General features: G+C 70.2%; 15 protein-coding genes. 11 read left to right on the top strand and 4 right to left on the bottom strand.

Annotated features, from left to right (window positions below):
- Positions 1-542: 542 nt before the first annotated feature.
- Positions 543-1,478 (top strand): 2-dehydropantoate 2-reductase, encoded by a 936-nt coding sequence (locus tag IT306_01545; protein ID MCC7367072.1) that lies wholly within the window; start codon positions 543-545, stop codon positions 1,476-1,478.
- 81 nt (positions 1,479-1,559) lie between these two features.
- On the opposite strand, the gene IT306_01540 is transcribed toward IT306_01545, so the two are convergent.
- The 3 genes from IT306_01540 to IT306_01530 form a co-directional block, all read right to left on the bottom strand.
- Positions 1,560-3,002: a sulfatase-like hydrolase/transferase gene (locus tag IT306_01540; protein ID MCC7367071.1), complete on the bottom strand. Its 1,443-nt coding sequence runs from the start codon at positions 3,000-3,002 to the stop codon at positions 1,560-1,562.
- Positions 3,003-3,076: 74 nt separating this feature from the next.
- Complete coding sequence (locus IT306_01535) at positions 3,077-3,979, bottom strand: acetylxylan esterase (protein ID MCC7367070.1); 903 nt, start codon at positions 3,977-3,979, stop codon at positions 3,077-3,079.
- Between the two features lie 10 nt (positions 3,980-3,989).
- Positions 3,990-4,964 (bottom strand): acetylxylan esterase, encoded by a 975-nt coding sequence (locus IT306_01530; GenBank protein MCC7367069.1) that lies wholly within the window; start codon positions 4,962-4,964, stop codon positions 3,990-3,992.
- A 286-nt stretch (positions 4,965-5,250) separates the two neighbouring features.
- On the opposite strand from IT306_01530, the gene IT306_01525 reads away from it, so the two are divergent.
- Positions 5,251-6,681: an MFS transporter gene (locus IT306_01525; protein MCC7367068.1), complete on the top strand. Its 1,431-nt coding sequence runs from the start codon at positions 5,251-5,253 to the stop codon at positions 6,679-6,681.
- 213 nt (positions 6,682-6,894) lie between these two features.
- Here the strand turns inward: IT306_01525 and IT306_01520 are convergent, their stop codons facing one another.
- A complete protein-coding gene (locus IT306_01520) occupies positions 6,895-7,938 on the bottom strand; it encodes a universal stress protein (GenBank protein MCC7367067.1) in 1,044 nt (347 codons plus the stop codon).
- 505 nt (positions 7,939-8,443) lie between these two features.
- Between IT306_01520 and IT306_01515 the strand changes: the two genes are divergently transcribed.
- The 9 genes from IT306_01515 to IT306_01475 all read left to right on the top strand — a co-directional run bounded on the left by IT306_01515 (position 8,444) and on the right by IT306_01475 (position 21,326).
- The gene (locus tag IT306_01515; protein ID MCC7367066.1) at positions 8,444-11,110 is read left to right on the top strand and encodes a cation-transporting P-type ATPase; all 2,667 of its coding nucleotides are present in this window, start codon (positions 8,444-8,446) and stop codon (positions 11,108-11,110) included.
- A 281-nt stretch (positions 11,111-11,391) separates the two neighbouring features.
- Positions 11,392-12,453 (top strand): LacI family DNA-binding transcriptional regulator, encoded by a 1,062-nt coding sequence (locus IT306_01510; GenBank protein ID MCC7367065.1) that lies wholly within the window; start codon positions 11,392-11,394, stop codon positions 12,451-12,453.
- 3 nt (positions 12,454-12,456) lie between these two features.
- Positions 12,457-13,887, top strand: a complete 1,431-nt coding sequence (locus IT306_01505) for an FAD-dependent oxidoreductase (GenBank protein MCC7367064.1) — start codon at positions 12,457-12,459, stop codon at positions 13,885-13,887.
- A gap of 150 nt (positions 13,888-14,037) precedes the next feature.
- Positions 14,038-15,732: an ABC transporter substrate-binding protein gene (locus IT306_01500; protein MCC7367063.1), complete on the top strand. Its 1,695-nt coding sequence runs from the start codon at positions 14,038-14,040 to the stop codon at positions 15,730-15,732.
- A gap of 23 nt (positions 15,733-15,755) precedes the next feature.
- Positions 15,756-16,676 carry an ABC transporter permease gene (locus tag IT306_01495; GenBank protein MCC7367062.1) on the top strand — a complete coding sequence of 307 codons (921 nt, stop codon included), beginning with the start codon at positions 15,756-15,758 and terminating at the stop codon, positions 16,674-16,676.
- Positions 16,677-16,689: 13 nt separating this feature from the next.
- Positions 16,690-17,622: an ABC transporter permease gene (locus tag IT306_01490; protein ID MCC7367061.1), complete on the top strand. Its 933-nt coding sequence runs from the start codon at positions 16,690-16,692 to the stop codon at positions 17,620-17,622.
- Positions 17,623-17,652: 30 nt separating this feature from the next.
- Positions 17,653-18,609, top strand: coding sequence for a MoxR family ATPase (locus IT306_01485; protein MCC7367060.1), 957 nt, complete (start codon positions 17,653-17,655; stop codon positions 18,607-18,609).
- A 75-nt stretch (positions 18,610-18,684) separates the two neighbouring features.
- On the top strand, positions 18,685-19,932 hold the full coding sequence (locus tag IT306_01480) for a DUF58 domain-containing protein (GenBank protein ID MCC7367059.1): 1,248 nt from the start codon (positions 18,685-18,687) through the stop codon (positions 19,930-19,932).
- On the top strand, positions 19,929-21,326 hold the full coding sequence (locus IT306_01475) for a DUF4129 domain-containing protein (protein MCC7367058.1): 1,398 nt from the start codon (positions 19,929-19,931) through the stop codon (positions 21,324-21,326). Before IT306_01480 ends, IT306_01475 begins: the two co-directional genes overlap by 4 nt.
- Positions 21,327-21,840: the final 514 nt, after the last annotated feature.

Raw genomic sequence — 21,840 nt, 5'->3', positions numbered from 1 at the left:
CGCTGCGCGACGGCCGTCGGGAACGGCCGGCACTGGTGCGACTGGAGCGTCGCGCAGCGACTGCAGGATCGTAGGCGGGGCTTTCAAGCCCCGACGCGGCGGCACGACGCGCTCAACATACGATTGCCCTGGTAGCAGCATCAGGGCGATGGCATGTTCATTGGTGTACCCGGAGCATCATGGAACGGGCGGTCGGGGACTGAAGTCCCCGCCTACAGTCACGCCGTCGCTGCGCGACGGCCGTCGGGAACGGCCGGCACTGGTGCGACTGGCGCGTCGCGCAGCGACGGCAGGATGGTAGGCGGGGCTTTCAAGCCCCGACGCGGCGGCACGACGACATCAACATGCAATCGCCCTGGCAGGGCGCTCAGGGCAATCGCCTGTTGAGCGCGTCGTGCCCATGTCCTCACGGGCCGGCGTGAGTAGATCCCGCTGCGCCGTTCGACTAGACTCCCCCGCGGGTGCAAGCCGCGTGGCGGCGATGGCGTCGGTCCACAAACACGAGCCGCCGGGCGCTGCGCCCCGGCGGTTGGGAGGCAGCGATGCGGGTGCTGGTCATGGGGTCTGGTGGCGTCGGCGGGTACTTTGGCGGCCTGTTGCAGCAGGCCGGGCACGAGGTCGTGTTCACAGCGCGCGGGCCACATCTCGAAGCGCTCAAGGCGAACGGCCTGACGCTCATCGACCGTGGCGAGACAAAGCAGCTCTCGCCGGTGACGGCCGTCCGCACCCCGGCTGAGGCTGGCGGCACGTTCGACCTGATCCTGTTCACGGTCAAGACGTACGACACCTCGGAGGCCGCCGCGGCGATCGAGCCGGTCGTCGGCCCGAACACCTCCATCGTGCCATTGCAGAACGGCGTGGATGCGACGGACGAGATCGGTGCGGTCGTGGGGGCGGATCGCGTGCTCGGCGGCTCGACCAACATCGGCGCGCGCATCAACGAGCCGGGCGTGGTCGAGCGGTTCAGCCCGTTCTGCAACGTGACCGTCGGCGAGCCGAAGGGCGGCGCTTCCGAGCGCGTCGAGGCGATTGTTGCCGCCCTGCGCGGGGCTGGCGTGGACGAGGTCACGGCCAGCCTTGACATCACGCGGGCGGTCTGGGAGAAGTTCATGCTGCTGGCCCCGCTGGCCAGCACCACCAGCGCCGCGAACGTGGCCTCCGGCAAGGTGCGCGGCACCAGCGAAGGCCACGCGCTCTGGAAGGCGCTGATGCAGGAAGTGCAGGCCGTTGGCCGGGCGTCTGGCGTGAATTTGCCAGACGAGTCGACGGTCAGTGTCGAGAAGTTCTTCCTGAACCTGCCAGACACGCACACGACCTCGATGCAGCGCGACTACGACGCTCAGCGGCGCGTTGAGCTGGAGCACCTGGCCGGCACGGTCATTCGGCGCGGCAAGGCGGTTGGCGTGCCGACCCCGACGTTCGACATCGTGTACGCCGTGCTGCGTATCCGGGCGTTGAGCTTCGGGGGCCTGTCCTGACCGCCAGGCGGGCCGGCCGCTGAGGAGCGGCGCGCCCCGGTGTGGCGAGAGCGATGAGCGACCGCCGGCCGGGCCGCGCCTCTAGGCGAACTGGCCTGGCGGCGGCGAGTGCGTGAACTTGACACCGCCTGAGAGGATCGCCTCGGCCCCGCCGACGGCCTCGACGCGCGCCCGCTGGCTGTCCTGAGCCTGGGCATCGACGGCCTCGGGATCGCAGATCGCGCGGAGCGCGGCCTCCAGCCGGGCCAGCGCCTCGGCGTGGGCCGGGTCCTCCGCCAGATTGTGGGCTTCGTCCGGGTCCGCCTGCAGATCGAACAGCTGACTCGGCATCCCGACGTAGTAGATCAGCTTGTAGCGGTCGTCGCGGAGCATGAAGCTTGCGGTGGCCGACATGCTGGAGTGGAACTCGGAGAAGGCCGTCCGCGAGACGTGATCTGCGGCGGCCAGCTCCAGCAGCGAGCGGCCGGGCAGGTCGGCGTCCTCGGGCTGGAGCGGAACCCCCGCTACCTGGAGCGCCGTCGGGAACACGTCCGCCAGCGTGACGTTGGTCTGGCTGACCTTGCCCTCGGGGATGTCTGGCCCGGCCAGCAGCATCGAGACGCCGGCCGAGTCCTCGTACATGACGCTCTTGTACCAGAGCCCATGTTTGCCGACCATATCGCCGTGATCGTTGGTGTAGAGGATGCGGGTGCGCTCGGTCAGGCCGGCGTCGTCGAGCGCCCGCAGCACCTCGCCGATCTGGGCGTCCATGAAGCTGACCAGGGCGTAGTAGGTGCAGATCGCCTGTCGGAAGGTGGCCTCGTCCAGCGGCTCCTCGTAGCACATGATCCGCCGGCGCAGGTTCATCGCCGGATGATCGACCCAGTCCCGCGGCTCCCAGCCGACCGGCAGGGTGATCGTCGCGGGGTCGTAGAGCGCCATGAACTCGGGCGGCGCGATGAACGGCGGGTGCGGTGAGACCCAGGACGACCATAAGGTCCAGGGCTCGGACTGTTTGGGGGCTTCCTCGCGCAGCCAGCGGGTCGTCTGGGATGTGATGGCGCGGTCGTAGCGCAGGTACTCCGAGTCGCCGGCCCCGGCGTCGAGCAGGTACTTCCGGTGCTGGAAGTGCGGCGGCATCTGGGCGCGCAGGATGCCGCGCAGATCGCCCAGACCCTCGTGGCAGTGCAACGGAATGCGCTGGTCCGGGTAGCCGGTATCGTCGTCTGCGCTTCGGAAATGGAGCTTGCCGATGGTCGTAACGGGATGCCCGGCCTCCGTCAGACGGTGCCCGAACGAGGCCGGCGTGCCGGTGTACGGCGCGGCGTTGTCCCAGACGCCGATGGTGTGCGGGTAGCGGCCGGTGGCCATGGCCGCCCGCGAAGGGACGCAGATGGGACTGTTGGTGTAGGCGTTGGCGAAGCGGGTGCCGCGCGCGGCCAGGCGGTCCAGGTTGGGCGTCTTGATGTCTGGGTGGCCGACGCAGCCCATCATCTGGCGATTGTGCTGGTCGGCCATCAGGATCAGAAGGTTGGTCGGTTGCACGGACACTCCTCTTCGAGCAGTCAGCTCTCCGTCCTCAGTGGCCAGTCCTGAGACTGACCGCTGACTATCGAGAACTACGCCAGTTCACGCAGGAACTTCGGCAGCGGCGGCACGCCCAACTGGCCGGCCAGCCAGGTGTCGAGCGCGTCGTTGTCGGCGCCGCCGGCGTGGGTGAGCCGGTACAGGTCGACCGGGCCGCCCAACGCCTCGGCCAGCGGCGCGAGCCACTCGGGGCCGTTGATGGCGCCGTCGTCGCCCACGGCAAGCTGGCTGGGGATCGTGACGGCCGGGGCGAACAGCTCCGCGCCGTAGTAGCCAACCGTCTGGTCGATAGCCGCTTCCTGGTCTGGGAAGGCGCGCGTGTAGTCGTTCAGCTCCTCGGTCGGGTAGGCCTCGGAGCGCAGGCGGGCCTCGGCGGCGCGGTAGAGCAGGTAGCCCGTCACCTGCAGCACGCTGAAGACGGGACGGCGGGCCGCCGTGATGATGGCGAGATCGTCGCCGGCGATCCCGATCCGGCTCCTGTCAACCTCGTCGCGGCTGGCCAGGAACTCGGCGGCGCGCAGGCAGTCCGCCACGATGCCCCGGTAGACGTAGCCTTCGGGCGTGTCGATCCCGTCCGTCAGCAGGCCGGGGTAGGCTGCCGCATACGGCCTGTCGGCCAGCCGCTGCCCCCGGTGCATGATCTGGAGGACGGCGTACCGCTTGCGCTCGGCGTAGTCCGGGACGTGGTTGACGCTGCCGTAGCGTGGCGTCAGCAGCAGGCCGGGATGTGGCCCCGGACCGGTCGGCACGCTGTAGTAGCCGAAGATCCGATACGGCCCGACGGAGGTCAGGCGCAGCGTGTAGCAGGTGTAGTCTGGCCCTGAGCGGAGCGGCAGCGGCTCCAGGTCGGCGACGGCCGGGAGGCCGGCCAGCTCGGCGTCGAGGGCGTCCCAGAAAGCCGCGAACTCGGACGGCGTGGGGGTCGTCTGTGGCATCTCGTTCTCCTCAGCCGACCGTCTGCTCGGCGCGGCGGCCCGTCGAGGCTGGCTGGAGGTGCTCGGCCAGGAACGAGGTCACGCGGGACATCTTCCAGTACACGCCGGCGTCGTGGGCGCAGTCGTCGGAGGCGTGGAACTCGACCGGGCAGGTCAGGGCGTCCCGCAGGGCGTAGCCAGTCTCGGGCGGGACGCAGTCATCCACCTGCCCGATGTAGACCATCGTCGGGCAGGTCACCAGCGGCGCGAGGTTGACGCAGTCGAAGTACGCCATCGTCTCGGTCATGGCCGCTTCGCGCTCGGGGTACAGCCGGAGGTACTCGTTGATCTCCTCATACGGGTACGTGTGCGAGAGCCTGGCGCTCTCCATGATGCAGCAGAGGTACGGCGCGCCCGCCGCTGCCGCCGCGATCTCGCCGGCCCGCAGCGCCGACACGACGATGGTCAGCGCGCCGCCCTGGCTCGATCCGTGCACGCCGATCCGCTCGGCGTCCACCTCCGGGCGGGTCTTGACGAAGTCCAGCGCCCGCACGGCGTCCACGTAGAAGCCCCGGTAGCTGTAGGTGTTCCGATCCATGCTGTTCTCGAGCAGCAAGCCAGGGTAGCCCGGGTTGAACTGGCCGTTCGAGCGCAGCTTGCCACGTGGCGCAACGCCCACCGCCGCGTACCCGAGCTTCGCCCACGACTTCGGCAGCGTCGGCTCGGAGATGTAGCCGGGGACCAGCAACAGGCCCGGGTACGGCCCCGTCAGGTACGTCTCACGCGGGCGACAGTACCAGCCGGCGATCCGCACGCCGTCCAGGCTGTCGTAGCCGATCTCGAAGACCTCCACCTCGTCGGTGGAGCGGTGCGGCACCGGCTCCATCGAGGGATTGAGAGGGATCTCCGCCGCATCGGCGAGGACGCCCTGCCAGAACTGGTCGAAGTCAGGCGGACGGATGAGGCCGGTCTTGTAGGTGTCGGGAGCGGGTCGCGGTCGTGGCACGGCGCCCTCCAGAGATCGGTCACGCTAGCGGACGCAGGGTAGCACAGCCGCCCGGGCGGGATCAGGCAGCGACCAGGGAGCGAACCGTCGGGGTCGCAAGCGTCCGCACGCCGGCCGTGCAGCACGATGGGCCGCCGCACGCTACACTAGACCGACCTATCCACGTGCGCGGCGTCGCCTCGGCCTCGACGGCCTGTCGAAGCGACGTCCAGTAGTGAGGAACCGCCCTGACACGCCGCCACTTCCCGACGCCCCCGGTCGCCGCTGTCCGGACCGGGCTCAATCCGTGAGCGCTTCGGCCAGCACCCGGCCGGCCGCTGCCGCCGAGCCGACGCGCGGGCAGCGGCTCACCCTGATCGCAGCGCTTGGCGTCGGCACGTTCACGACGGCGCTCTCGAACAGCGTGCTCAACACGATCCTGCCGCTGATCTCCAACGCCTTCCAGACCGACATCTCGGCGGTCGAATGGATCGTGACGGCGTTCCTGCTCGTCCAGAGCGGCCTGCTGCTGACGTTCGGGCGGCTGGGCGACATGATCGGGCACCGGCGGGTGTACCTGCTGGGGCTGGCCGTCTTCATCCTGAGCCTCGGGCTGTGTGTGCTCGCGCCGTCGGTGCCGCTGCTGATCGGCGCACGGATCCTCCAGGCCGTGGGCGCGTCGATGTTCATCGCCAACTCGCCGCCGATCCTCACCGCGTTCTTCCCGCCGAGCCAGCGGGGCCAGGTGCTCGGCATCCAGGCGTCCACGGTGTACGTGGGGCTGGCGGCCGGCGCGCCGATTGGCGGCTTTCTGGCGGACCTGTTCGGCTGGCAGTCGGTCTTCCTGGTCCCGATCCCGTTTGCTGCCATCGCCCTGGTCACGAGCTTCCTGGTGCTCCGCAAGGACGTGCTGTCCAACCGCCGCGAGCGCTTCGATCTGATCGGGGCGGCGGTCTACCTCGTGGGGCTGGTGATGCTCCTGCTGGCGCTCAATCGCGGCCGCAGCTGGGGCTGGACCTCCGAGCTGACCATCGGCTGCCTACTCGTCGGGCTGGTGACGCTGGTGGTGTTCGTGGTGCACGAGCGCCGCACGCCCAGCCCGATGCTCAACCTGTCGCTGTTCAACCAGCGGGCGTTCACCGCGCCCGTCATCAGCTCGATGATGAACTATTCGGCCTCGGCCGGGACGGTCTTCCTGCTGCCGTTCGCGCTGATCGAGGGACGCGGCCTCTCGCCGGGGCAGGTCGGGCTGGTGCTGACCTGGCAGCCCATCGTGATGGCGGTGATGGCTTCGGTCAGCGGCGGCCTCTCGGACAAGATCGGGGCGCGCATCCCCGCCACGGTCGGCATGACGATCCTCTCCATCAGCCTCGTCATCCTGTCGCAGATGGGCCTGGAGACGCCGCTCTGGGAGCTGAGCGCCACGCTGGCGCTGGTCGGCCTGGGGATCGGGCTGTTCACCTCGCCCAACAACAGCTCGGTGCTGGGGGCGGTCGGCCCCGAGCGGCGAGGCGTCGCCTCGGGCATTCTGTCCACGGCACGGACGCTCGGGAACGTGCTGGGGATCGGCGTGGCGGGCGCGGTGTACGCCACGGTGCTCGCGATGAGCGGTGGCGGGCACGCGCCAGCCCAGGTGGTGAACGCCACCAGCTACGGCATGATGGTGGCGGCCGGGCTGGCGGCTGTCGGCGCGGTGACGTCGTTCACCCGGCCGCCGCCGTCGAAGCTGGAGATGTAGGGGCGGTCCCACCCCGTAGGGGCGGCCCCCACCCCGGCCCTCTCCTGCCCCGGCCACTCCTGCTGGAAGCGGTCGTTCAGTCCCCCCGCTCCCGCGTGCAGGAGCGGGGGGCGTCCGCCATCGGCTGCAAGGCAAGAGCGTGCGGGCTACCCCGATGTCGATGCGTCCGCGTTGATGCGTCCGCGTTGATGCGTCCGCAAGGCGTGAGGTGCGTCAGGCTTCGTGGATGACGGGCGGCGCACCGTTCGGCGTCTTCGCTGCGAATCCGTCCGAGACGGCGGCGAAGCGGCCGGTCCGAGCCATCCGGTTGCCGACGTAGGCGTCTGGGGCGCTCTCGAACTGCTGCTTGTGCGCGAACGACGTGAACGCGAACACCCGGCCGTGATACTCGGCGGTGTACTCCGCATGGTCCGGATCGACGATCTCGCCGCTGACCGGGTCCGTCGGCGCTTCCATCGATTGCGGCATCACCACCAGGACCGGCGCCTCGGAGATGCGGACGGCTCGATCGGTGGTGCTGCCGATGATGGCCCGGGCGATCATCCCGTGCCCGTGCGTGGACATCACGACGAGGTCGAAGCCGCCCTCGTGGGTCAGCCGGGTGATGGAGGGCGCGGCATCCCCCTGGACGAGCACGGTCGAGACCTTCGCACCGAGCGTGCGGACCCTGGCGGCTGTGGTTTCGAGCAGCTGGCGGGCGAGCGACTGGAGGTCCGGCAGGGCCGTCGCAATCGCCGTCATCAACTGAACCTCGACCAGGTCGGCCTTCAGCAGGGCCACCGACATCAGCACGGCGTCGGCGGCGAAGTCCGAGCCGTCGAACGGGGCCAGCACGCGCAGGCGGCGGCCGGCCGGCGGCGAGACGCGGTCAATCGACATCGACGGCGGATGGAAGACCAGCACCGGCACCGGCGAGGTGCGGATGACGCGGTCCGTGACACTGCCGACGAGCATCCGGGCGAGCATCGAGCGGCCGTGCGTGGACATCGCGATCAGGTCGGCCCCGTGCTGATCGGCGTACCGGGCGATCTCGACCTCCGGCTTGCCGACGGAGACGACCGGCGTGATCTGGGCGGGTGACGCCGCGAGGCGTTCAGCCGCTGCCTTGATCGCGGCCTCGCCAGCGTCCAGGTGCGCGGCGTCTGGAACGACGTGCAGGAAATGGACGTCCAGGCTGTGCTGGGCCAGGAGGTCGATGGCCATCACGGCGGCCTGCTCTGACAACTCGTGCCCGTCATATGGAACCAGAATTCGCATGGTGAGAGCCTCCCGCACCACAACCAGAGTGGCGGCGACGGTCTGCGCTCGAACGGCGCTGGCACGTGTACGCCCCTTACGAGGGTACCGGCGACGCGGGCGTGCTCCCAGAGGCGATTGTCACCGAACCGGAAGGATGCTTGACACGCGACGGCGCGCCGCCCCGGTGGCGCACGGTCTGGCTCGGATGGATGTCACGTTGGGATCGGGACAGACGGCCATGTACGTCGCCCCGCCTCGGTGGGACACTTGCAGCAGGAGTTCCGCGGGCGCCGTGAGCGGAGCACGGATTCTCGGACCGTGGGAGCGGGAGGCTCACCGATGAGCGTTGATGCACTCGGCTATCTCTGGATCGCGCAGCCAGGCGTCGCAATGGTTGCGCTGGCACTCTTGGTCGGCCTCCTGGCCTGGCGTCTCCGGCCGGGGGCGTCCGCACGGACACCCGCGCCGCTCCGCATACCCGTCCGCACAGACGACCGTGCCGCGCTCCGCGGGGGGCGTTCCGATGGTGGCATCCGCCGTTCCATCTAGCAGCAGCAACTCGCCCGACCCGTCCGCGCCGCACCCAACCGAAGCGGCGGCCGCCGTCCACGCCGGACTGACGGCCGCCGAAGCGGCGTTGCGCCTCCAGCGCGACGGCCCGAACGTCCTGCCGAAGCCGCCCTCGCCGTCGGCATGGCGCGTCCTGGCGCAGCAACTGTTCCACTTCTTCGCGCTGATGTTGTGGGGCGCGGCCGGGCTGGCGCTGCTGGCCGGCATGCCGCAACTGACCGTGGCCATCGTCGTGATCGTCGTGGTCAACGGGCTGTTCGCGTTCGCACAGGAGCACCGGGCCGAGCGCGCAGCCGAGCACCTACGCGACCTGCTGCCGCGCAGCGCGACGGTCATCCGAGACGGCCGCCCGGGCGCGGTCGACGCCGGCGACCTGGTCGTTGACGACCTTGTGGTACTGGAGGCCGGCGACCGCATCTCGGCGGACCTGGAGGCGGTCGAGGCGCATGCCCTGACGGTGGACACCTCGACGCTGACCGGTGAGAGCGTCCCCGTCAACGTTGGGGAGGGCCAGCCGCTCCTGGCCGGCACCTTCGTGGTGGAGGGCGAGGCAACGGCCGTTGTGACGGCCACGGGCGGCCGGACGCGGCTGGCCGGCATCGCGCACCTCACGCGAGCCGGCCAGCGCCCGCCCAGCCCGCTGGCCCGGGAGCTGCACGGCGTCGTGCGGACCGTCGCCGCGATGGCCATTGGCGTCGGCGTGCTCTTCTTCCTGGTGGCGCTCTGGCTCGGCCTGCCGGCCGGGTCCGGCTTCCTGTTCGCCATCGGCGTGACGGTGGCGCTGGTGCCGGAGGGGCTGCTGCCGACCGTCACGCTCTCGCTGGCGGTTGGGGCGCAGCGGATGGCGCGCCGCAACGCGCTGGTGCGGCGGCTCGAATCGGTGGAGACGCTGGGGTCGACCACGTTCATCTGCACGGACAAGACCGGCACCCTCACCCAGAACGAGATGGCCGTGGTCGAGGTCTGGCTGCCGCACGGCACGGCGACCATCGAGGGGCGCGGGTACGAGCCGACTGGCCTGGTGACGGTGGCCCCGCAGGCGCGCGCGCCGCTGGCTGACGCGGCGCTGGCAGCCGTCCGCTGTTCGAGCGGGCGCATCGTGCAGGATCCGCGCGATCCTGATGGCCGCTGGCAGGCGCACGGCGACCCGATGGAGGCCGCGCTCGACGCGCTGGCTCGCCGCCTGGGCATCGACGCCGATGCCGACGCCCGGGCGCACCCGGCCGACCGCCGCTTCCCGTTCGATCCGCGCCGTCGGCGGATGTCGATCCTAGTGGGCGACCGCCTGCTGGTAAAGGGTGCGCCAGACGCAGTGTTGCCGCGCTGCGCCCACGTGGACGGCACCGCCGCCGAGCTTGACGCGCTGGCCCACCGAGGGCTGCGGGTGCTCGCCATCGCCGCCCGCCGGCTCTCGGCTGACGAGCGGCAGCAGGCCCTGGCCGGCCAGCTCGACGCCGAGGCGCTCGAACGAAGGTTGGTGCTGCTGGCGCTGGTCGGGCTGCAAGACCCGCCGAGGCCCGGCGCGGCAGCCGCCATCGCGGCCTGCCGGCAGCAGGGCATCAAGATCGCGATGATCACCGGCGACCACCCGGGGACGGCTCGCGCCATCGCGGCCCAGGTCGGGCTGCTGCTGGATGGCGCGCGGGTGCTGGAGGGGCGCGATCTGCCCACGGACGAGGCGGCGCTGGGCGCGCTGCTGGATCGTGACGGCGTGGTGGTCAGCCGCGTGGCCCCCGAGGAGAAGCTGCGGATCGCGAAGGCGCTGCGGGCGCGCGGGCACGTCGTGGCCATGACCGGTGACGGCGTCAACGACGGGCCAGCCCTCCAGGCAGCAGACATCGGCGTGGCGATGGGGAAGCGGGGCACCGACGTCGCACGGGAGGCGTCCGACCTCGTGCTGCTGGACGACGACTTCGCGACCATCGTCGCCGCCGTCACCCAGGGCCGCGCGACGTTCGCCAACATCCGACGCTTCCTGACCTACCACCTGACCGACAACGTGGCGGAGCTGACGCCGTTCGTGGTCTGGGCGGTGGCCGGCGGCCTGTTCCCGCTGGCGCTGGGGGTGCTGCAGGTGCTGTGCCTGGACGTGCTGACGGACCAGATCCCGGCCCTGGCGCTCGGCATCGAGCCGCCTGGCGCAGACGTGCCGAAGGAGCCGCCTCGCCAGCAGCGCCTGCTCGACGGCGCGATGCTGTTCCGGGTCTTCGGCGTGCTCGGCCCCGTCGAGGCGCTGATGGAGATGGCGGCGTTCTCGGCGGTGCTGTGGGCGGCAGGCTGGCGGCCGGGCGGCGAGCTGCCAGATGCGCTGACGATCCTCTCGGCCTCTGGGGCGGCGTTCGCCGCCGTGGTGATCGGGCAGGCCGCCAACGTCTTCGCCTGCCGCGACACCCGCCGCTGGCCGGGCCGCCTCGGCTGGACCAGCAACCGGCTGATCCTGGTGGGCGTGGGCGTCGAGCTGGCACTGCTGGGGCTGCTGCTCTACGTGTCGCCGCTGGCGGCGTTGCTGGGGCAGGCCCCGCCGACGCTGCTGGGCTGGGGCATCGCGCTGCTGACCGCGCCGGCCGTGCTGCTGGCGGACCTGGCGCACAAGCGCGTGCTGGCGAAGGTCGCCGCCTGACGACGCGCCAGCGCGGTCGCCGGCACTCGAACGTCGCCGCACGCTCCCAGGGCACGGCGCCCGGATGACGGTGTGACGAAGGCCGCGCGCCGGCGCCCCGTTCGGGCGATCCGCCGGCGTGTATCCTCTCTGCAATAACGATATCGCAGTGCAGCGGGGGCGGCAGGGGCGATGCTGCGCGTCCACGCCGGCGCAGTGGTCCACGCCGGCACGGCAGGTCCAGACTCTCGGCAGACAACGATGTTGCGGGATTCAGGACGACATGGTATTCTGGAGGCACTATGAGCGTTCATAGTGAGACGACGGAGTCGCCCAGGGCGCGCACGCTCGAAGACGTTGCGCGGCTTGCCGGCGTTTCCAGAAATACCGTCTCACTCGCGATCCGCCTGAGCCCACGCGTCAACCCAGTCACCCGCGACCGCGTCCTGCGTATCGTACGCGAAACGGGCTACCGGCCCAACTATGCCGCGCGTGCGCTGGCCGGCCGCCGGACCACCACCGTGGGGCTGGTGCGGTACGGCTCCAGCAGGATGCAGGGCGACTCGTTCTACGACCTGATCCTGGCCGGGCTGCGTCACGCCCTCGGCGAGTCCGACTACGATCTGCTCCTCTTCGCGCCAGGGCACGTCGCCGCCAGCCACGACCTGACCGAGCCGATCACCAGCGGACGGGTCGACGGCATGGTCATCATCGGGACGCAGACCGACCGTGCCGCCGTTGCCGAGGCCCACCGCCAGGGTGTGGCCATCGTCCACGTCGGGCGGCGTGACTTCGGCGTCGAGATCCCGACCGTCAGCGCGGATGAGGTTGGCGGCCTGGAGACGGCCCTCGCGCACCTGCGCGGCCACGGGCACCGCCGCATTGCGATGCTGGCCGAGGATCTTCGGTTCGAGCCGACCCGCGACAAGGTCCAGGCGTACCGGCGGCTCATGCGGGACGCCGGGGCCGAGATGACCCTCGCGCTCGACGCCGGGCAGGCCGAGCCTGAGCGTATCCGCGACGCCGTGCGCCAGATCCTCGAGCAGGGGGTGACGGCCGCCATCACCACGCGCGATCCGCTGGCCGTCGCCCTGATTCGTGGCCTGCGCGAGCAGGGCGTCCGGACGCCCGAGCAGTTCGCTGTCATCGCCTACGACAACCTGGAGTGGTCGCCGCTCGTCGAGCCGCCGCTGACCTGTGTCAGCCCACCGCGCTACGACATGGGCGCGGCGGCCGGACGGATGATTGTCAACCTCATTGAAGGGCGTGAGGTACGCTCCCCGCAGGTGTTGCCGACCCAGATGGTGACGCGGCGCTCCTGCGGGTGCGACTGGAGCCCACTCGACGAGAGAAGGGATACCTGAGTCGTGTCAGACGCAGAGCGGAACGGCGAGCGGATCAGCTTCGCCAGGGATATCCCCGTAGCCGCCGAATGTGACGTGCTGGTCGTCGGCGGCGGTCCGGCCGGTATCGCGGCGGCGGTGGCGGCCGGGCGCACCGGCGCAAAGACGGTCCTGGTTGAGCGGTTCGGTTTCCTGGGTGGGAACGCCACGGCAGGCCTCGTCGGACCGTTCATGACGTCGTACAGCCAGGACGGCAAGATCCAGCTGATCAAGGGCGTGTTTGAAGAGCTGGTCGAGCGGGCCGAGGCGCTGGGCGGCGCGATCCACCCGCGCGAGGTCGAGGGTGGCAGCGAGTACGCCGGGTTCATCACCTACGGCCACCACCGGGTGACCCCGTTCGACCCCGAGTACGTCAAGCTGGTGGCCGCCGAGATGTGCCTGGAGGCTGGCGTCGAGCTGCGGCTGCACACCTTTGTGGTGGATACGCTGGTCGAAGACGGCGGCGTCTCGGGCGTGGTCGTCGGCAGCAAGTCCGGCCTGGAGGCGATCCGCGCCAAGATCACGGTGGACTGCTCGGCGGACGCCGACATCGCGGTGCGGGCCGGCGTGCCGACCCACCAGGGCCGCGAGGGCGACGGCCTGACCCAGCCGATGACCCTCTTCTTCCGCGTCGGCAACGTCGACGACGAGAAGGTCGTCGAGTACGTCAACCGGATGAACGAGTACCGCCCGTTCACCTCGATTGTGAAGGCAGCCCACGAGCGCGGCGAGTTCCCGATCCCGCGCGAGGCGATTGGCGTCTACCGGACGCCGTACCCGGGCATCTGGCGGGTCAACACCACGCGCCTGCACAAGCTCGACGGCACCAACGTCAAGGATCTGACGAAGGCCGAGATCGAAGGCCGCAAGCAGGTGATGTTCCTGATCAAGTTCTTCCGGGAGTATTGCCCCGGCTTCGAGAACGCGATGCTGCTGGACACGGCGGCGATGATCGGCGTGCGCGAGACGCGGCGCATCGAGGGCGAGTACACGCTGACGGCGGACGATCTCGCCACGGGCCGCGAGTTCGACGACGTGATCGCCTTGTGCGGGTACCCCATCGACATCCACAGCCCGACTGGCTCCGGCGGCACGATGAACAAAGAGGCGTTCACCTGCGCCAACGTCTACCAGATCCCCTACGGCTGCCTGGTGCCGAAGGGGGCCGACCGGCTGCTGGTCGCTGGCCGCTGCGTCTCCGCGACGCATGAAGCGCTCGGGGCGATCCGCGTGATGCCGCCAGCCTTCGCGATGGGGCAGGCGGCCGGGACTGCCGCTGCGCTGGCCGTCGCCGAGGGCGTCGAGCCGCGCAACATCCCCGTTCACTGGCTCCAGGAGACCATGGTCAAGCAGGGCGCGTACCTGGGCGACACCGTCAATCGGCGGGTGCAGGCCGGCGGCGAGTCGCCGCGCTAGCGACCCATACTCCACCGTTGCTGGCGAGGGCGCCGAACTGGGGAATCTGCGTTCCGGCGCCCCTCGGCCGATCGGCAGACAGTCCGAGGAACCCCCGAAGACCCCCCGAAGACCCCAATGCTCGACGACGAGTAGGAGGAGGACGACATCATGCGTGTGAATCGCCGCCAATTCCTGAGCCAGTCAGTGCTGGCCGCGGCCAGCGTTGCCGTGCTGGCCGCCTGCGGTCAGCAGCAGCCGGCCGCCAAACCCGCCGAGACCAAGCCGGCCGCGCCGGCTGCCACCACCGCCCCCGCCAAGCCGGCCGAGAGCAAGCCCGCCGCGCCAGCGGCTGCCGCCGCGCCGACGACGGCCGCCGCGCCGCCGGCCGCCAAGCCGCCCGAGACCAAGCCGGCCTCCGACGCGAAGCCGGCCTCCCGCACCCCCACGGGCGAGCTGAAGATCGGCCTGCATGCCAAGCTGACGACGCTCGATCCACAGGGCGCGCAGTCGGTGGACGGGGTGACCCACACCTGCATGCAGCACGTCTTTGACACGCTGGTCGGGCGTGACTCGGCCACCGGCAGCCTCGTGCCGAAGCTGGCGACCTCCTGGGAAGCCCCCGACCCGACCACCTGGGTCTTCAAGCTGCGCCAGGGCGTCAAGTTCCACGACGGCTCGGACTTTACCGCCGCCGACGTGAAGGCGTCGCTCGAACGGATCATCGCGCAGAAGGGGCCGGTCGCCCCGCTCTTCGCGAACGTCGAGACGGTCGAGGCGCCCGATCCGATGACGATCCGCCTCAAGACCAAGCAGCCGGTGGGCACGATCCCGGCCAGCGTCACCCTGCTGACCGTGGCGCCGGCCGCCAGCGTCAACGCCGACGGCTTCTTCACCAAGCCCGTTGGCACCGGCCCGTTCAAGTACGTCTCGTGGCGTGCGGACGCCGATCTGCGGCTCGAGGCGAACGATGCCTACTGGGGCGGCCCGCCGGCCTCCAAGGCCATCGTCTTCAAGTACATCCCCGAGGTCGCCGCTCGGCTGACGGCGCTGGAGACCGGCGAGATCGACTTCACCTGGCGGGTGCCGCCGGATCAGCTGGCCGGCCTCCAGAAGAACAACGAGCTGAAGGTCGAGACCACGCCGTCGCATGAGTACTACTTCATGTGGATGAACGGCAGCCGCGAGCCGTTCACCGACAAGCGGGTCCGCCAGGCGATGATCCACGCCCTCGACATCGACACGATGGTGAAGGACTTGCTGCCGGGCATCGGCGTGCGGGCGACCGCGCCGATTCCGCCAACCGTCTTCGGGCATGCCCCGCAGACGCCGTACGCCTACGATCCGGCCAAGGCGAAGGCGCTGCTGGCCGAGGCTGGCAAGCCGAACGGCTTCGAGACGAGCTTCATCTGGTACGCTGGCGCCGGCCCGCAGGACCGCGAGCTTGGGCAGGCGATGATCGCGTACTGGAACGCCATCGGCGTGAAGGTCAAGGTGGCCGAGCAGGAGCGCGCGACCTGGCTCGACAACCTGATCAAGCTCAACTGGGACATGGACTTCCAGACCAACGCCGTCACCACCGGCGACGCCGACTTCACGCTCGGGCGGCTGTACCACTCGCGGGCGAACCGCAATGGGTACAAGAACGAGGCGCTCGACAAGCTGCTGGACGAGGCGGCGGCGGCCACGGACCAGAACAAGCGAAAGGATCTGTACGCCCAGGCTAACAAGATCATCTGGGATGACGCGGTCGGCATCTTCCCGTTCGACCTGCTGGCGACGTTCGCGTACCGCAAGTCAGTAGACGGGTTCGTCCCGACGCCGAGCGCCTTCCTGTCGTTCTACAACACGATGCCGAAGAAGTAGCGGGCTCGGGGGGTGAGGTTGCTATGACGACCTACATCATCAGGCGCCTCATCTTCTCCGTCTTCGTGCTGTGGGGCGCGCTGACGGTGGTCTTTCTGGCCGTCCGCGCCGTGCCCGGGGATCCTGCTCAGATGATGCTCGGGACGGATGCTACCGCTGCTGAGGTCAACGCCCTGCGCGACAAGCTCGGGCTGAACCGGCCGCTGCCGGTCCAGTACGTCGTCTACCTGGGGCAAACGCTCCGCTTCGATCTCGGGGAGTCGCTGCGGCTGGCCCAGCCGGTCGCGTCGCTGGTGGCCGAGCGGCTCCCGACGACGGGGCGGCTGGCGCTCACGGCCATCGTCATCGCGGTCCTGATCAGTTTCCCGCTCGGCATCGCGGCGGCGTTGCGGCCCGGGGGAACGCTCGATGCTATCGTGTCGGTGGTGTCGCTGCTGGGGCAGTCGGTGCCGGGCTTCTGGCTCGGCATCATGTTCATCCTGATATTTGCGCGCTCGTTGCGGCTGCTCCCGAGCGCCGGCGACGAGACGCCGGCCCATCTGGTGCTGCCGAGCATCACCGTGGCGCTGCCGCTGGTGGGCGTGCTGACGCGGCTGGTCCGCAGCGGCCTGCTCGACGTGCTGGACGAGGATTACATCCGGACGGCGCGGGCCAAGGGCCTCCCCGCCCAGGTCGTGATGTGGCGACACGCCATCCGCAACATGCTGATCCCCGTTATCACGGTGGTCGGTCTGCAGGTCGGGCACTTGCTCGGCGGGGCCGTCATCACCGAGACGGTCTTCGCGTGGCCGGGCGTGGGGCTGTTGCTGGTGGACGCGATCACCAACCGCGACTATCCGCTGGTGCAGGCGGCGATTCTCTTCATCACGGCGATCTTCGTGACGATCAATTTCCTGGTTGATCTGAGTTACGGCGCGCTCGATCCCCGAGTTCGCTTGCAATGAGCTGGGGGAGCTGATGAGCCACCAGACGCCGACCGTCGCCGCCGCCGGGCCGCTCGCAGCGGGCAGCGCCACGCCGGCCGTTGCCGCCGCCGAGCGCGGCCGGCGCCGCCAGCGACGCCGCCTGATCCGGCTGCTGATCGGGGCGTCGCCGCTGATCCTGTTCCTGCTGATCGCCATCCTCGGGCCGGTCGTCTGGCCGTACGACTCGGTGTCGGTGCGGACCGGCGAGCGTCTGAAGCCGCCGCTGGAGGTGCTGCGCGACGGCTCGACGGCCCTCCTGGGCACCGATCAGGTGGGGCGGGATCTCCTGGCGCAGGTGCTGCAGGGCGCGCGGATCTCGCTGCTGGTCGGGCTGAGCACGGTCGCCGTGGCTGGTACCGTCGGGCTGGTGATCGGGGTGCTGGCCGGCTACTACGGTGGCTGGGTGGACACCGTCGCCATGCGGATCGCCGACATCCAGCTGGCCTTTCCCTCGATCCTGCTGGCGATCCTGATCGCTGGCGTGCTCGGGCCGAGCGTCACCAACGTCATCGTGACGCTCTCGCTGACGCGCTGGGTGACGTTCGCACGGGTGGCGCGGGCGGCCACGCTGACCACCAAGGAGCGCGAGTTCGTGCACGCGGCGCAGGCGTTGGGGGCCAGCGACGCGCGGCTGCTTCGCCTGCACGTCGTGCCGTCCACCGTCGGCCCGCTGGTGGTCGTGGCGACGGTCGAGGTGGGGCTGGTCATCATCGCCGAGGCCTCGCTGAGCTTCCTGGGCCTGGGGACGCCGTCCGACCAGCCGTCCTGGGGCGCGACCATCGCGAATGGCCGGGCCTACCTGAATACGGCGTGGTGGATCTCGACGATGCCCGGCCTGGCGCTGAGCCTGGTGGTGCTGGCCGTCGGGCGGTTCGGGGATCAGGTGCGCGACTTGCTGGACCCGCGTGCCCTGAGCCGGGTGTAGCTTTTTCCTGCCCCTCGCTATACTGCGCGCATGGTCTCCCAGAACGCACCCCGGGCGCTCGACGCCGAGATCGCCCCGATCCTTCGCAGCATCGCTCAGGTCGTTGTCGGTAAGGCCGAGGCCGTCGAGCACACGCTGGTCGCCGTGCTGGCCGGCGGGCATCTGCTGGTCGAGGACGTGCCGGGCGTCGGCAAGACCACCCTTGCGCGCTCGCTGGCCCGCTCGATTGGTGGCTCGTTCGCCCGCATTCAGTGTACGCCCGACCTGCTACCCAGCGACGTGACCGGCGTCCACGTCCTCGACCAGAAGGGCGGCGGCTTCGTGTTCCAGCAGGGGCCGATCTTCGCCAACATCGTGCTGGTGGACGAGCTGAACCGCGCGACGCCGCGCACCCAGGCCGCCCTGCTCGAAGCGATGGAGGAGCGGCAGGTCACCCTCGAAGGGGCGACCCGACCGCTGCCCAGCCCGTTCCTGGTGATCGCGACCCAGAACCCTATCGAGCTTGAGGGGACGTTCCCGCTGCCGGAGGCCCAGCTCGACCGGTTCCTGCTGCGCCTGCGGATCGGCTACCCCAGCGAGCGCGACGAGCAGGCGCTGATCGACCGGTTCGCGTCGGCCACGCCGCTCGACGAGGTCCACCCGGTGATGGACCTCCAGCGGCTGATCGGGCTGATCCGCGCCGTCCGGGATATCCGCGTCGAGCCGACGATCCGCAACTACGTCGTGGCCCTGGTTCGCGCCACCCGCGAGCACACGGCCATCCGGCTCGGGGCCAGCCCCCGCGCCACGCTGGCGCTGTACCACGCCGCCCAGGCCCTGGCCGCCGTGCGTGGCCGCACCTACGTGGTCCCGGACGACGTCAAGGCGTTGGCCGGCCCGGTCCTCGGCCACCGTCTGCTGCTGACGAGTCAGGCGCGCCTGCGTGGCCGCACCGAGCTGTCGGTGCTGGACGAGATCGTCTCCGCGACGCCGGTGCCCGTCGAGTAGACGCGTGAGCATGGGCGCCCTCCACGGCACGGGCCAGCAGCCCGGCCTCGCACTGCTCCCTGACGGACCGCGCCCGTGATCCAGCTGCACGGCGACGCGGCGGGCAATACGCTCTGGCTGGTCGGGGCGCGCGGCATCTCGCTGGCCCTGGTGCTGTTGGCGCTGGCCGTCTGGAACCAGTCCGCGCCCCTCAGCGCGATGGCCGCGCTGCTGCTGGCGCTCGCCATCGTCACGCGGCTCTGGTCGGCGCTGGCGCTGCGCTCAGTGCGCTGCGTCCTGGAGTTTGACGACGACCGCGCCTTTCCCGATGACGAGGTCGAGCTGCTGCTGCGGGTGAGCGGGCGCGGCCCGATCCCGATCCCCTGGCTGGAGATCGACTTCACGGTGCCGCGCGGCCTGTACGTGACGCCCGAGCCGGGCATCGGGGTGCTGAGCGGCGACGGCCGGGCGCTGCACATCATGGTCACCCTGCTGCCCTTTCAGAAGGTCGAGCGGCGCATCCACGTCCGCTGTCGGCAGCGGGGCGCATACCAAGTCGAGGCCATCAGCATGCTGGCCGCCGATCCGCTGCGGCTCTACCCACGCCGCCGCGAGGAGCCGACCAGCGCCCGTCTGCTGGTCTTCCCGCGGATCGTGCCGTTGGAGCAGATCGGGCTGAAGGCCGGCATGGCCGTGGGCGACCTGCGGGCCAGCAGTATCGTGATGCCCGACCCGGTCCGTCCCATCGGCGTGCGCGACTACCGCGTCGGCGACTCGCCGCGCCAGATTCACTGGAAGGCGAGCGCCCGGCGCGGGTCGATCCAGGTCAAGGTGCTCGAGCGGACCGTGCGGCGCGAGGTCGCCATCTACCTCGACGCCGGCGGCTTCGATCACTCGTGGCTGGTCTACCGCGAGGCCCTGTTCGAGCGGGCGGTGTCGGCGGCGGCCTCGCTGGCGAACGTGACCATCGAGCGCGGCGCGGCGGTCTCCCTGGCGATCAGCGGGGCGGATGCTGTCACCATCCCCGGCAACGCTGGCCTGGATCAGCTACGCCTGATCCTCGAATCGCTGGCCGTCGTGATGCCGTCCGAAGGCCGCCCCATCGACAACGTGCTCGCGTCGACCCTCGGGCGTCACCCGCCGGGCACGACCATCGTGGTGTTCACGCCGCTGCCCGAGGAGCCGATGCTCGCCGAGCTGGAGTCGGTGCGGCGACGTGGCGATCCGGTTGCGCTGGTCTACTGCGGCTTGCGGCAGGCCGATCCGCCGGACGGGTACGCCTGGTTCGACCTGGGGCGGGAGCGCGACATCGTGGCGGCGCTGGCCGAGGAGCGACGCGCATGATCGCCGCCGCGATGATCATGGAGATCTCGATCGCATCGCTGATCCTGGGTTGGGTCTGGGTGGCCGTTGCTGGCAGTCCCTGGCCGGCCCCCTGGCTGATCCTGCTCTCGGGGCCGCTCTCGTTCGGGTTTGGCAAGCTGGCGCCGGTCTCATGGCGTCGTCTCAACTGGTTCGATCCCGTCTGGTGGGCAACCGTCGCCATCGTGGTGGCCGTGCTGGCTGAGGCCGGCAACGCCACCGCGGCCGGCACGCCGTCTGGCATGCGCTGGAACGTCCAGTTCGTGGCGGGGCTGCTGCTGGCCTGGCGCGGCTGGGCGCTGGCCGATGGCTGGATCGACCTCGAGTTCGTGGAGTCCGAGCTGCAGGTCGGAACTATCGTCGTGCTCGGCATGCTGGTGATCCTGATCTGGGCGGCACCGGGAGCAGGGCTCCTCCCAGCCGTCACGTTCGCGGCGGCCGGCCTCTACGGGCTGGGGCTGGCGCGGCGCAGCCAGCGGCGCGCCCCAGGGTCGGCCCCGGAGCAGGACTGGCTGGTGCTGGTCGGCGGGCTGGTTGGGCTGATCGTGCTGGTGGCCATTGTGGTGGTGGTGCTGGTCACGCCGGATGTGCTCTCGTCGTTCATGGATCAGGTCCATGTCGGCGCGAACCTGGCCCTGGTGGGCATCGGGGCACTGTTCCAGTGGATCGCCAGCTTCTTCCCGAGCTTCGGCCCGACGGGGCCACAGCAGTTGCCGCCCAGTGGCCCCATCGGGCCGCTCGGGCCGGCGCCCGCCCCGACAGTGGCGCGGCCGGCCGGCGACGTGCCGTTCTTCTGGGTCTTCGAGCTGCTGATCACGTTCGCGCTGGCGTTGTTCCTCTTCTTCGGGATCCGCGCCGTCATGAAGCTGATGAAGACGAACATCGGGTCCATCGGCTTCAGCTTGCCGAAGCAGCGCGAGCCATCGCCCGCGATGTCCGCCGCCGAGGCGTTCTCCTGGGCGACCTGGTGGCAGGTGTTCTTGCGCTGGCTGCGCGGCGAGGTGCTGACGGGCAACGTGTTCAGGCCGAGCGCGGCACGGACGTCGGCGGCTGGCGGCGGCGTGCTCGATGGGACGGCCCAGCAGAGCGAGCAGCGCACGATCCGCGCGCTGTATCGTGAGTTCCTGACGGCGGTGGCGCGGGCCGGCTTCGAGCGTCGGCCGGCCACTACGCCGAACGAGCTGGCGCACGAGGTCAACCGCGCCCGGCCGGTGGCTGCCGCGTCTATCGAGACGGTCACCGAGCTGTACGTCCGCACGCGCTACGGCGAGGAGCAGCCTGGCGCGGACGAGCTGTCCCGCATGCGCGAGGCTGTCCAGCAGGCCCGACGCGACCTCGCGCCGCCGGAGGAGCCGAAGCGGCCCCGGCGGGCCTGACGCGCAGGGCAATCGCATCTTCGTTGGCGTTCCAAGAACGTGGCAGGACGGGCAGTCGGGGGTTGATGGCGTTTGACGAAATAACCACGGAGTCCGCACGTCAGGTCGGGGGGTGAGGGGCTATGACCGCAGGAATTCGTCAAGGGTCATAGACCCCCGCCTACAGGCATTCAGTCGCTGCGCGACGAAGGACGAGAACAGCCGTCGTCCGGTGAGACTGGGGCGTCGCGCAGCGACTGAATGCCTGTAGGCGGGGCTTTCAAGCCCCGACCACGCTGCGTGACGCGCTCAACATGTAATCGTCCTGGCCTGATGCGCGCCCGGCGTTTTGACGGTTCCCCGACTCGTTCGCTATGGTCACCAGAGTAACGGCGGCGTCTACGGTTCGACGCCGCGCCCTGGTGGCCACGGAGACTGTCCGGGCCAACGGTGTACTTCGTTCCTCGGTTTCGGTCGGCCTGCTTGCAGGGTGAGCGGGCCGACATGAGCGTCTAGCAGTGGCAGGAGTGGCAGG

The sequence above is a fragment of the Chloroflexota bacterium genome (assembly GCA_020850535.1).
In the GTDB taxonomy this organism is placed as follows: domain Bacteria; phylum Chloroflexota; class UBA6077; order UBA6077; family JACCZL01; genus JADZEM01.
This window is presented reverse-complemented; position numbering and strand designations above follow the sequence as displayed.

Bases quoted from the DNA above. Each gene is read 5' to 3' on its own strand.
- IT306_01520 (MCC7367067.1), bottom strand. From the start codon at position 7,938: ATGCGAATTCTGGTTCCATATGACGGGCACGAGTTGTCAGAGCAGGCC.
- IT306_01490 (MCC7367061.1), top strand. From the start codon at position 16,690: ATGAGCCACCAGACGCCGACCGTCGCCGCCGCCGGGCCGCTCGCAGCG.
- IT306_01535 (MCC7367070.1), bottom strand. From the start codon at position 3,979: ATGCCACAGACGACCCCCACGCCGTCCGAGTTCGCGGCTTTCTGGGAC.
- IT306_01515 (MCC7367066.1), top strand. From the start codon at position 8,444: ATGGTGGCATCCGCCGTTCCATCTAGCAGCAGCAACTCGCCCGACCCG.
- IT306_01510 (MCC7367065.1), top strand. From the start codon at position 11,392: ATGAGCGTTCATAGTGAGACGACGGAGTCGCCCAGGGCGCGCACGCTC.
- IT306_01495 (MCC7367062.1), top strand. From the start codon at position 15,756: ATGACGACCTACATCATCAGGCGCCTCATCTTCTCCGTCTTCGTGCTG.
- IT306_01500 (MCC7367063.1), top strand. From the start codon at position 14,038: ATGCGTGTGAATCGCCGCCAATTCCTGAGCCAGTCAGTGCTGGCCGCG.
- IT306_01475 (MCC7367058.1), top strand. From the start codon at position 19,929: ATGATCGCCGCCGCGATGATCATGGAGATCTCGATCGCATCGCTGATC.
- IT306_01545 (MCC7367072.1), top strand. From the start codon at position 543: ATGCGGGTGCTGGTCATGGGGTCTGGTGGCGTCGGCGGGTACTTTGGC.
- IT306_01485 (MCC7367060.1), top strand. From the start codon at position 17,653: ATGGTCTCCCAGAACGCACCCCGGGCGCTCGACGCCGAGATCGCCCCG.